The 11,740-nt window shown below is 59.3% G+C and carries 7 protein-coding genes and 1 pseudogene; 5 read left to right on the forward strand and 3 right to left on the reverse strand.

All coding sequences use genetic code 11. The features are described from left to right. Positions 1-6: 6 nt before the first annotated feature. The gene (locus ACP7CJ_RS21065; RefSeq protein WP_426101675.1) at positions 7-927 is read left to right on the forward strand and encodes a bifunctional helix-turn-helix transcriptional regulator/GNAT family N-acetyltransferase; all 921 of its coding nucleotides are present in this window, start codon (positions 7-9) and stop codon (positions 925-927) included. A gap of 33 nt (positions 928-960) precedes the next feature. Here ACP7CJ_RS21065 and ACP7CJ_RS21070 read toward each other — a convergent pair whose 3' ends face one another. Both ACP7CJ_RS21070 and ACP7CJ_RS21075 read right to left on the reverse strand, forming a co-directional pair. After that, positions 961-2,364 carry an MFS transporter gene (locus tag ACP7CJ_RS21070; RefSeq protein WP_426101677.1) on the reverse strand — a complete coding sequence of 468 codons (1,404 nt, stop codon included), beginning with the start codon at positions 2,362-2,364 and terminating at the stop codon, positions 961-963. A 152-nt stretch (positions 2,365-2,516) separates the two neighbouring features. Then, entirely contained in the window at positions 2,517-3,038 is a 522-nt protein-coding gene (locus ACP7CJ_RS21075; protein WP_426101679.1) for a GNAT family N-acetyltransferase, read from the reverse strand. Positions 3,039-3,191: 153 nt separating this feature from the next. On the opposite strand from ACP7CJ_RS21075, the gene proP reads away from it, so the two are divergent. After that, positions 3,192-4,694, forward strand: coding sequence for a glycine betaine/L-proline transporter ProP (gene proP / locus ACP7CJ_RS21080; RefSeq protein ID WP_426101681.1), 1,503 nt, complete (start codon positions 3,192-3,194; stop codon positions 4,692-4,694). Between the two features lie 233 nt (positions 4,695-4,927). Here the strand turns inward: proP and ACP7CJ_RS21085 are convergent. Next, positions 4,928-5,416 (reverse strand): annotated as a pseudogene (locus ACP7CJ_RS21085) (MFS transporter); the annotation flags it as partial. Positions 5,417-5,766: 350 nt separating this feature from the next. Here ACP7CJ_RS21085 and ACP7CJ_RS21090 point away from each other — a divergent pair. From ACP7CJ_RS21090 to ACP7CJ_RS21100, 3 genes are read left to right on the forward strand one after another with little or no spacing between them, the layout of a single operon-like run. After that, on the forward strand, positions 5,767-8,484 hold the full coding sequence (locus ACP7CJ_RS21090; RefSeq protein WP_426101683.1) for a type VI secretion system Vgr family protein: 2,718 nt from the start codon (positions 5,767-5,769) through the stop codon (positions 8,482-8,484). Next, positions 8,481-10,292, forward strand: a complete 1,812-nt coding sequence (locus tag ACP7CJ_RS21095; protein WP_276192795.1) for a phospholipase D-like domain-containing protein — start codon at positions 8,481-8,483, stop codon at positions 10,290-10,292. The genes ACP7CJ_RS21090 and ACP7CJ_RS21095 overlap by 4 nt, the downstream gene beginning before the upstream one ends. After that, entirely contained in the window at positions 10,292-11,575 is a 1,284-nt protein-coding gene (locus tag ACP7CJ_RS21100; protein ID WP_276192794.1) for a DUF6396 domain-containing protein, read from the forward strand. The genes ACP7CJ_RS21095 and ACP7CJ_RS21100 overlap by 1 nt, the downstream gene beginning before the upstream one ends. Positions 11,576-11,740: the final 165 nt, after the last annotated feature.

Genomic DNA, 11,740 nt, shown 5'->3' on the forward strand with positions numbered 1-11,740 from the left:
CGCACCATGTCCACTCCCCTGCTTGTTCAGCGCGCCGGTACCGTGCGCGGCTTCAACCGTTTCTATACGCAGCAGATCGGCGTGCTGCAGGAACACCTGCTGCACAGCGACTTCTCCCTCACCGAAATCCGCGTGATGTACGAACTGTCCTCACGCGGCGACCTGACCAGCACCGACCTCTGCCAGATGCTTAGTCTGGATGCGGGTTACTTGAGCCGGCTGATCAGCGGATTGGAGAAGAAGGGTTTGATCCAGAAAGTCCGCTCGATCACCGATGCGCGTGCGGTGCAACTGCACCTCCGTGACCTGGGCCGGTCCGTCCTGGCCCCGCTGGAACAGCAAACCCAGCAAGAAGTCATTGCCTTATTGAGTGCCTTGCCCGAGCCGCAACAACAGCAATTGACCGCAGCCATGCAGCGCATTCAAGCGTTGCTGCAAGGCACCGCCCCGAGCTACCTGTTGCGCGACCCGCTACCCGGCGACATGGGCCTGGTGGTGCAGCAGCAATCGGCACTGTATGCGCGTGAATACCAATGGAACTGGGCGTTCGAAGCGCTGGTGGCGGAGATTGTCGCCAAGTACCTGCGCGGGTTCGACCCGACCTGTGAGCGCTGCTGGATCGCAGAGAAAGAGGGCGCGGTGGTGGGGTCGGTGTTCGTGGTGCGCCATGACGACAGCACCGCCCAACTGCGCATGCTCTACGTCGACGCGAGTGCGCGGGGCCTGGGCATCGGCCGGCGCCTGGTGGATGAATGCCTGCGCTTTGCCCGAAATGCCGGGTACACGCGCATGATGCTGTGGACCATGAGTGCACTGACCGACGCGCGCAAGCTCTACCAGAAAGCCGGTTTTGAGCTGATTGAGGAAGAGCCCACCCTCAGTTTTGGCCAGCCACTGGTCAGCCAGACCTGGGCGCGTGCGCTGTAGTGCGGGGCGCGGACGATTCGAGCCCCGCCCGGTTTACAGATCGGTGATTTCCTTGTGGCGCGGCACGAGCGTCTTCATCACGCTCCAGGCCACCAGATACGCCAGCGCACAGATCGCGAACATGATCATGTAGCCGGTATGGATATCGCCGATGGACTTGTAGTAGTCAAACACCCAGCCGCCGACCTTGGTCATCACCACCCCGCCCAGGCCGCCGGCCATGCCGCCGATGCCGACCACCGAGGCCACGGTTTTCTGCGGGAACATGTCGGACACGGTGGTGAAGATATTGCACGACCACGCCTGGTGCGCCGACGCGCCCACGCCGATCAGCAACACCGGCACCCAGAAGCTGATGTAGCCCAACGGTTGCGCCAGCAGTACCACCAGTGGGAACAGCGCGATGACCAACATGGCTTTCATCCGGCCGTCGTAAGGCGCATCACCACGCGCCATGAAGTAGCTGGGGAACCAGCCGCCGCCGATGCTGCCAACCATGGTCATGCTGTACAGCACCGCCAGCGGCATGACGATATCGGCGCCTTTCATGCCGTATTGCGCCGACAGGTAAGTCGGCAGCCAGAACAGGAAAAACCACCACACGCCGTCAGTCATGAACTTGCCGAAGGCAAAGGCCCACGTCTGGCGATAGGTCAGCAGCTTGAACCACGAGACTTTTTTCGACGCCGCGCCTGCAGCCTGCGCGGTGAACGGCTGTGCAGTCTGGTCACTGCGGATGTAGGCCAGCTCTTCGGCCGACAGGCGTTTTTGCTGATCGGGTTTCTCATACACCGCAGCCCACACCGCGACCCAGACAAAGCCGAGCATGCCGATGACCATGAACGCCGCTTCCCAGCCCCACATCCCGGCGATCAGCGGCACACAGATCGGCGCCAGGATCGCGCCGACGTTGGCGCCCGAGTTGAAAATGCCGGTCGCCAGCGAGCGTTCTTTCTTGGGGAAATACTCGGCGGTGGCCTTGATCGCAATCGGGAAGTTGCCCGCCTCACCGATCGCCAGCACCGCGCGGGACAGCATAAAGCCCGCAATCGATACCGGAATCACCGCCAGGCCAATCGCAGCGCTCAGGGCTGCGATCCCCTCGCCCATCGGCACCGCGAACGCATGCATGATGGCGCCGGTGGACCAGATGGCAATCGCCATGACGTAAGCCGCCTTGGTGCCGATCTTGTCGACAAATCGCCCGGCGAACAGCATGGAAATCGCATAGACAAACTGAAACACCGCCGCGATGTTCGCGTAATCGGTGTTGCTCCAGCCAAATTGCGTCGACAACTGCGGCGCCAGCAGGCTGAGCACCTGGCGGTCGAGGTAGTTGACGGTGGTGGCAAAGAACAGCATCGCGCAGATGGTCCAGCGATAGTTGCCTACCGCTTGGCCAACGCGATGGGCGTTGATGGGCTCGTTCAAGTTCATGGCATCACTTTTTATTTTTGTTAGATAGGACACATGTAACGTCATATGTCGTCGTACAACTGCGACTTTTATATCGGGCTCCCCACACGCTGTCAATCTGAAAGAATGGCGTTTATCTTGGTTTTATGCGGACACAACGATGACCATCAAAATCAAGTTATAGGATGACAAGCCCGAAACACCACGCTCGGGGCCTCACCGGGGACATCGTCGAGCACGCCCCAGCGTTGCATGCCAATCTTTTCAAGGACCCGAATCGACATCCTGTGATCAGGCCGCACCAACCCGAACACTTCAGGCAAATCAAGGGTGTCGAATGCCTGCGCCAGCGCATCGCGGCCCAGCTCGGTGGCGTAGCCCTGCCCCCAGGCCTCGACGGCAAAGCGATAGCCCAGGTTGATGCGCTGCTGCGTCAGGTAATGCAGGGGCGCAACTCCCCCAAAGCCGATGACGTGCTGCGGCGCGTCCCGCAGGGCAATGGCCCGCCAGCCGTAGCCCTGGGCGGCCCAGTGTTCGCGCCAGCGGTTCAGCAGGCGTTGCGCGTCTGCAAGACAGGTCATGGGGCCGGCGGGATTGAACAGGTTGGTCTGCGGGTCGCCGAAGATCGCGAACAATCGCTGCACGTCTTCAGGTTGCGGTTGGCGATAGATCAGGCGGGAAGCGATGACAGGCATGGGGTTGACTCCCTTGGGAACTCATGAAGTTCAACTCATCGGCACAAAAACGCAAATAGTGGTGAATTATTTGGTGTCCGCTTGTATCTCAACTGACAGAGCGGTGCCATCGTAGCGATGGCACCACCCCAGTTCAGTTTCAGAGTGGTCCGCATGAAATTACGTAAGAAAAGCCTCAAACCCATCGGGTTGAAAGACATCACCATCGTCGACGACGCCAAGGTGCGCAAGGCGATCACCGCCGCTGCATTGGGCAACGCCATGGAATGGTTCGACTTCGGCGTATACGGGTTTGTCGCCTATGTGCTTGGCAAGGTGTTCTTCCCCGACGCCTCTCCCAGCACACAAATGATCGCCGCACTGGCCACCTTCTCGGTCCCCTTCCTGATCCGTCCCCTGGGCGGCCTGTTCTTTGGCTCGCTGGGCGACAAATACGGGCGGCAAAAAGTCCTGGCCGCGACCATCGTGATCATGTCCCTGAGCACCTTCGCCATCGGCTTGATTCCCGGCTATGCCTCGATCGGCATCTGGGCGCCAATCCTGCTGTTGCTGTGCAAGATGGCCCAAGGCTTCTCGGTGGGCGGTGAATACACCGGCGCCTCGATCTTCGTCGCCGAATACGCCCCGGACCGCAAGCGCGGGTTTCTCGGCAGTTGGCTGGACTTCGGCTCCATCGCCGGCTTCGTGCTCGGCGCCGGTGTGGTCGTACTGATTTCCAGCGTATTGGGCGAAGCGGACTTCGAAGCATGGGGCTGGCGCCTGCCGTTCTTCCTGGCCCTGCCCCTGGGCATTATCGGCCTGTACCTGCGCAATGCGCTGGAAGAAACGCCGGCGTTCCAACAGCACATGGACAAACTCGAACAAGGCGACCGCGAAGGCCTGACCCACGGCCCAAAAGTGTCGTTCAAGGAAGTCGCCACCCAGCACTGGCGCAGCCTGCTGACCTGCATCGGTATCGTCGCGGCCACCAACGTGACCTATTACATGCTGCTCACGTACATGCCGAGCTACCTGTCGCATAACCTGCATTACAAAGAAAACAGCGGCGTGCTGATCATCATCGCGATCATGGTCGGCATGCTGTTCGTGCAGCCGTTCATTGGTTTTATCAGCGATAAGATCGGCCGCAGACCCTTCATCATCGCGGGCAGCATCGGCCTGCTCTTCCTGTCGATCCCCGCGTTCATGCTGATTACCAGCGGCAAGATCGGCCTGATCTTCAGCGGCCTGCTCATCCTGGCCATCGTGCTCAACTTCTTTATCGGTGTGATGGCATCGACCCTGCCGGCGATGTTTCCCACGCACCTGCGCTACAGCGCCCTGGCCAGTGCGTTCAACGTCTCGGTGCTGATCGCCGGCGTGACCCCGACCGCAGTGGCCTGGTTGGTGGAAAGCACCAACGACCTGTACATGCCCGCCTACTACCTGATGGTGTTCGCCGTGGTCGGCCTGGTCACCGGCCTGACCATGAAGGAAACCGCCAACAAGCCCCTGCGCGGCGCCGCTCCGGCCGCTTCGGACATGGAAGAGGCCAAGGAACTGCTGCAGGAACACCACGACAATATCGAGCAGAAAATCGAAGACATCGATGCCGAAATTGCCGAGCTGGAAGCCAAGCGCAACAACCTTGTGCAGCAGCATCCCCGGATCAACTGAAACCTGACCGTTCGGGGCGGGCCGGCACCGCCCCCAACAGGACTCACCCCATCACTGGCGTGTTCACGCGTCAGCGCAGCACAATCATTACGGGGCAATCGAGCGCGATGCCGGCGCACCAATCTTTCTCCCGCGATGGCCGCCTTTTCGGCGCGCCGTGCGCGTTGGGCTCGTGGACGATGCTGTTCACACGGCCGATTAGCTGCATCTTTTTCGCTAACTTGACGACGCCTGAGCATGCCGATGACCATGAACGCTGCTTCCCAGCCCCACATCCCGGCGATCAGCGGCACACAGATCGCCAGCACCGCACGGGAGAGCATAAAGCCCGCGATCGATACCGGAATCACCGCCAGGCCAATCGCAGCGCTCACGGCCGCGATCCCCTCGCCCATCGGCACCGCGAACGCATGCATGATGGCGCCGGTGGACCAGATGGCAATCGCCATTACGTAAGCCGCCTTGGTGCCGATCTTGTCGACAAACCGCCCGGCGAACAGCATGGAAATCGCATAGACAAACTGAAACACCGCCGCGATGTTCGCGTAATCGGTGTTGCTCCAGCCAAATTGCGTCGACAACTGCGGCGCCAGCAGGCTGAGCACCTGGCGGTCGAGGTAGTTGACGGTGGTGGCAAAGAACAGCATCGCGCAGATGGTCCAGCGATAATTGCCTACCGCTTGGCCAACGCGATGGGCGTTGATGTGCTCGTTCAAGTTCATGGCATCACTTTTTATTTTGTTAGATAGGACACATGCAACGTCACATGTCATCGTACAACCGTGGCTTTCATATCGAGCTCCGTACACGCTGTAAATCTGAAAGATTGCGTTTATCTAAGTGTTATGCGGATACAGCGAAGAGCATGAAAATCAGGTTGTAGGACGACAAGCCCGAAACACCACGTTCGGTGCCTCGCCGGGGACATCGTCGAGCACGCCGCATACCCTTTCTGGGACGGGGCTCGAAAATACGTTCAGGAAGTGCCTGTCTCGTAAAGGCGAATCTTCCGACATTAATCACCGATACCAAATCTTTACTCTTCGGGCTTTCGCGTCTAGGAGTAAAAGGAATGGCTTCCAGCGTATTACCGAGCGTTTTCTTCGACCATAGTCGGCACACACTCACTGTTCGCGATGTTGACGAGTCGCTCGACGTCCTGGCCTTCAAGGGTACAGAGGGCCTGAGCCAACTGTTCAACTATGTTGTGGAGTTCACCAGCACCAACGGCGACATTACCGCTGAAAAGATGCTTGGCCAAAACGCTCGTTTCAGTCTGTACGGGGCGCCGCAACCGCCGCGCATTCGGGGCCTGAGCGTGCCCTCGATCAAACCGCTGCGTGTCTTGCACGGCGTAGTCACCTGCTTCAAACGCCTGTCCGGCTCCGCTGATGAAGCCCGCTACGAAATCACCCTGCAACCGCACCTTGCCCTGCTTGGGCGAGGCCGACAGTTCCGCATTTACCAACACCAATCTGTACCGCAAATCGTCGAAAGCATCCTGCGCAGCCGCCACGATTTTGAAGGCCAGGACTTCCTTTTCAGCCTGGTGCGTGAATACCCCAAGCGCGAACAGGTTATGCAGTATGGCGAGAGCGATCTGGCCTTCATCTCGCGCCTGCTGGCTGACGTCGGCATCTGGTACCGATTCACCAGCGACGAACGCCTGAATATCGACGTGGTGGAATTTCACGATGACCAGCGTCACTACCAGTTTGACGTGGAGTTGGCCTACCGCCCGCAATCCGGGCTCAGCAGCAGTGGCCAGGACGGTGTGTGGGCCCTGCAATCGAGCCACCACGTGGTGGAACAGCACGTCAATATCCGCACCTACCATCACCGCGTGGCCAATGCTCACCTGAACGGTGACATCGACCAAACTCGCGGCGCCAACGGCACCTACGGCGAGGCTTATCACTACGCCGAACCCTACACCGTCATGGGCGACCGCTATGCCCATGACGAAGACCTGCAAAGCGAAAGCGGTTATTTTTACGCGCGCCTGCGCCACGAGCGTTACCTCAACGGCCAAACGCAACTCAGCGGCGTCAGCAGCAGCGCAACCCTTGCTCCAGGGCAGGTACTTAAAATCTCTGGCGGCGCCCCACAGGCTTTCGCGCCAGGTGCGGTGATCACCCAACTGATCAGCCGCGCCGCTCGCGACGCCAGTTACGAAGTGACGTTTGAGGCCATTCCCTACTCGGAAACGGTGTGCTTTCGCCCGGAGCTGCAAGACAAACCGCAAATCGCCGGCACCGTCCCGGCCCGCGTCACCAGCCCGCAGGCCAACGACCCCTATGGCCACATCGACATCGAAGGGCGCTACAAGGTCAATTTCCTGTTCGACCGCGACGCCTGGAAACCCGGTGAAGAAAGCCTATGGCTACGCCTGGCCCGACCCTACGCTGGGGATACCCACGGCCTGCACCTGCCGTTGATCCCCGGCACCGAAGTCGCCATCGCCTTTGAACAGGGCGACCCGGACCGGCCTTACATCGCCCACGCGCTGCACGACAGCCAACACGTTGATCATGTGACTTTGCGCAATTACAAACGCAACGTGCTGCGTACTCCGGCGAATAACAAGCTGCGCATGGATGACACGCGGGGGCAGGAGCATATCAAGGTCAGTACTGAGCACAGTGGTAAGAGCCAGCTCAACCTGGGGAATTTGGTTGATGCCAAGCGCCAACCGCGAGGCCAGGGCGCGGAATTGCGGACCGATGGGCATGCCGCTATTCGTGCGGGCAGTGGGATCTTGATCAGTGCCGACGCGCAACCCAAGGCTCAGGGACATATGCTGGAAATGAGTGCCACGCTGGGTCGGTTACAACAGGCAAGTGACCAGTTGGAAGGATTATCGGCCGATGCCCAGGCCGCCAATGCAGACCCCGCGGATGCGCAAGCACAACTGAAATTGATGCGAGATCAGCTCGATCAACTCAAAGCCTCGGTTGTATTACTCAGCGCCCCCCAAGGCGTTGCGGTAACCAGCGGCCAGCACCTGCAATTGGCCGCTCAAAACAACCTGATGATCAACGCTGGGGCCGAGGCGGATATCAGTGTGATCAAGCGCCTGTTCATCGGCGTGGGACAAGGGGTAAGCCTGTTCGTGCGCAAGCTGGGCATCCAATTGATTGCCAACCAAGGCCCGGTAAAGATCCAGGCACAAAACGACGCGCTGCAACTGATGGCCCGTCAGGGTTTGGAGATCATCAGCAGCGAAGATGAAATCCGTATCGTCGCGAAGAAGAAAATCACCCTGAATGCCGGTGGCAGCTACATCACCCTCGATGCGAGCAGCATCGAGTCCGGGACCCTGGGCGACTACCTGATCAAAGCGGCGTACTTCGAAGCCCTCGGTCCAGCCAGCCAGAAAGCCGCAGATCCGGAGTACCCACAGAGCCTGTTCAAACAACCGCTGCGGTTCAACGTGCCGCAAACCCCCAATGCCTCTGATCAAGGCTGGACAGGCATGCCCTACACTCTCTATGCCGACGGTGCAGTGCTTAAGCAGGGCGTGTTGGACAAGTCCGGGCAAGTGTTGATCGACCACGCGGTCGTGACGCAGCAGTACCGAATGGTGTTGGCCAACGACGTGACCTACCAGATCCCGGTGCCCACCGACTATCGCAATACCGGGCAAGCGAACCTGGCCAACAGCGGTTTACACAACCACCGCCCGCAAACGGATACCGAGGTGAGCCAACCCGCCTCGCACACGGATCACCGTGCCCGGTACGCCGCCGTGATGGGCACAGCCAATGACCAGGAAGGGAAAACTTCATGACACAGCCCGACATCGTTGTGCCCGTCGCCCTGCAACATTCCCAGCAGGCCACCTGTACCGCGCCCTGGTACGTGCAGGGGAGTGAATATCACCCGGTGGAGGCCACCTATCAGCCGCTGATCAACGGTGAAGAAACCTTCGAGGCCGTGCATCTGGCTATCGCCAAGGCGACTAAAACGGTCGACATCATCTGTTGGGGCTTCCAGCCGTCGATGTTCTTTATTCGTGACGGCAAGCACCCGAGTATTGGCGACCTGCTCAAGACCAAGGCTCGAGAAGGCGTCAACGTTCGCGTATTGGGCTGGGAAATGCCGCTCAACGCCGCCGGCCTTGCGGACGAGGCGAACCTGCCGGGCAAAGGCACGGTGCGCATTCAGGATCGGGCATTGCAAAGCTCCACCCAGGCCCAATACGACACGGATCGCCGCTGGTTTACCGACTGCGCGGTCTCGGACGGTAAAGCTGCGCAACCGGCGGCGAAGGGGCTTCCGGTGTTCGTCAGCCGAGGTTTCGACCTGACTGATCGGGCCGGAATTGCCCATTCGGTGAAATATGACAGCCTTGATCCCGAGATCAGTACAAAGATGCGTCAGGTACTGAAGTGGACTGCCAGCCACCACCAGAAGAGTGTGCTGGTCGACTACGAACTGCCGGACCGCGCCGTCGGGTTTGTCATGGGCCACAACATCCTCGATGAGTACTGGGATAATGATAAACATTCGGCGCTGCACCGAACCGAAGACAGTAAACCCGAACCCAATCGCGGCCCGCGTGGCAACACTCCGCGCCAGGACATTTCCAGTCAGCTCAGCGGGCCGATCCTGGAGCACCTGCACCATAACTTCGCCAGCGCCTGGCGCAAGGAAACCGGCGAGGATTTGCTCCACCTTCGCCAAGCCAAGCAAGTCGGACCGCAACTGCAATGCACGCCTGGCGCTACTCGCCAGTTGGCGCAACTGTTGCGCACCCAGGCACAAGCGGGCAAGCGCGATATCGAGAAGCTCTACCTGAACGCGGTCAACAATGCGACCCAGTTCGTCTATATCGAGAACCAGTACTTTCGCTGGCCGCCATTGGCCGAAGCCATCAAGGCGACGGCCGAAGTCCAAACCGGCGCTGGGCGTGATCCGGGCGTGCATGGCGCCTTGCACCTGTTCGTGATCACCAATGCGACCGATGACGGCATCGGGGCGGGCACTGTGAATACCCAGCGCATGCTCGAAAGCCTGGGGCGCGCCAACACGATTCCGGAAGTGACCAAACTGCGGCGTATCGAACAGGTAAAAGACGCCGCTCCGCCGCGGCCAACGCCTGATCCACGCGATCACGTCGGGCAGAGGGAGCTGGCAAAGTGGCAGGCCGAACTGGATCAAAAAACCAAGGAAATTGAGGACAGCACGATTGTTCCGCAGGAGGTGCCGGGCTTGAAGGTTCACCTCTGCTCGCTGGTGGCGCCTGATTCGCCAGCGGGAAAATCGTGGATGCCGGTGTATATCCACTCCAAGCTGATGATCGTCAATGACGTGTTCACCACCCACGGTTCGGCGAATATCAACACGCGCAGCATGCAGGTGGATAGCGAGCTGAACGTTGCACATGAATGGATGAGTGTGACGCGGGCGTTGCGGCGCCGGTTGTGGGATCTGCATACGGATGGGCGGGGGGCGCAGGATGAGCCGGAGGAGGCGTTTGATGCTTGGACAGACATCATCCATGAAAACAAAGAACGTCAATCGAAAAAGTTGACACCTAAATCTTCGCTCGTCGGTTTTTATTACGGTAAAGCCACCCTGAAGGACCTCGACTGATGCGTCGACTCGTTCTGCTGACCAGCCTGCTGCTAGCCGCCTGTAATAACGGTGGTGCCCTTAATCAACTGAACCGGGACATCCCCATGAATCCGATCACCGAGGCCAAGCAAAAACTGACCTTCGCCTGTGTACACGAAACCATCCCTGATCCGTCGATGGAAGCCGATGTGCTATTCCAGTACGCCCGTTGGTTGCAGAAAAATAACCAGCTCAAACAAGACAAGAGCGTCGACATCGAAATTGAGCGGCTGTATCGCATTGCGGCCGAGAACGAACATTACAAGGCCAATATCAATCTGCAGAACGGAGCGATGCGTGGAAAATTCAAGCTTCGGGGCGATGAGCATCTGCGCCTGAGCCAGCGACTGATCGACGCGGATGTGGCGACAGGTTATTACTTTGTCGGGATATTCCTGCAACAGGGGTCTGCGGGTTTGAAGCAGGATGAGGAAATGTCACTGCGCTACTTCCGCAAGGCCGCTGATCATGGCAGTGCCCAGGCTCAGCAAATCGTCGGAGATAAGTTGGCGCCGATTAGAATTGCACCAGAGATAGCCCGGCAGATGCGCCGCTGTGCGGCGGAGCAAGGGAATGGCGAAGCAGCAGTGGCATTGGGTATCGATCTTAAAATCGAAGGCCAATATGAAGCCGCTCTAGAGGCATTCCAGCTAGGGGTGGCAGCTGGTACCAGTACCGCGGCCTCCCGCTTGCACAAAGGTTTTCGTAATCCGCCACCGTCCGATTGGCTTTACTATCTCGGTCAACAGGAAGACCTCGAACGCGCTGAGCGCTATGAAAAAATCTGGCGAATTCTCGCAAGATACTCCTACGCAAACCCCAAAGTCCCCGAAATCAACGAAATCCTCCCCCTGCCTCCCGCCAAACTCCCCACCTGGGACGGCAAACTGCAATGGCTGGAAGCACGCCTGGCCAATGTCCCGCCAGAACAGCCCAGCGAAGCACTGATCCAGCAGTTGGCCAAAGCCAAGCTTCTTGAACCGACAACCGGCAGAGCCACGCCCGACTCTCCCGCGTTCATCAAGGCCAGCTACCCCGAACCGACCTGCACCAGCGGCCAGGCCTGCCCCCAGACTGGCTACTGGCGGGCATTCAGCCTGAGTCGCGATGCTTACTCGCGGCTCAAAGATGGCGTTATCCACCGTTTCGAGAAGAACGAGATCATGCCCACCCTGCGGGTTGAGAGTCATAAGTCGCGGTTTTTGCTGCCCGACATCATCACAGTCAATGAGGAAAGCATCGAATGGCGGCTGTTGGGGTAAGGTTCCATGCAATTACTCACCAAGCGCAACAGCATCCTCGGATCAACTAAGGGCCGCTGGGCCACGCTTGAGTCAAGTGCAGGGTAGTGGGCGCACCGCCACCCACCGCACCTGAAGCACTCATTTTCTCCGCAAGGCGGCCGATAGCCTGTCACCCCCCCCCGA

The organism is Pseudomonas sp. PSPC3-2, from assembly GCF_049897085.1.
Taxonomy (GTDB): domain Bacteria; phylum Pseudomonadota; class Gammaproteobacteria; order Pseudomonadales; family Pseudomonadaceae; genus Aquipseudomonas; species Aquipseudomonas paraveronii.

Coding starts and splice junctions, on each gene's coding strand:
- ACP7CJ_RS21065 (WP_426101675.1), top strand. CDS start 7: ATGTCCACTCCCCTGCTTGTTCAGCGCGCCGGTACCGTGCGCGGCTTC.
- ACP7CJ_RS21070 (WP_426101677.1), bottom strand. CDS start 2,364: ATGAACTTGAACGAGCCCATCAACGCCCATCGCGTTGGCCAAGCGGTA.
- ACP7CJ_RS21075 (WP_426101679.1), bottom strand. CDS start 3,038: ATGCCTGTCATCGCTTCCCGCCTGATCTATCGCCAACCGCAACCTGAA.
- proP (WP_426101681.1), top strand. CDS start 3,192: ATGAAATTACGTAAGAAAAGCCTCAAACCCATCGGGTTGAAAGACATC.
- ACP7CJ_RS21090 (WP_426101683.1), top strand. CDS start 5,767: ATGGCTTCCAGCGTATTACCGAGCGTTTTCTTCGACCATAGTCGGCAC.
- ACP7CJ_RS21095 (WP_276192795.1), top strand. CDS start 8,481: ATGACACAGCCCGACATCGTTGTGCCCGTCGCCCTGCAACATTCCCAG.
- ACP7CJ_RS21100 (WP_276192794.1), top strand. CDS start 10,292: ATGCGTCGACTCGTTCTGCTGACCAGCCTGCTGCTAGCCGCCTGTAAT.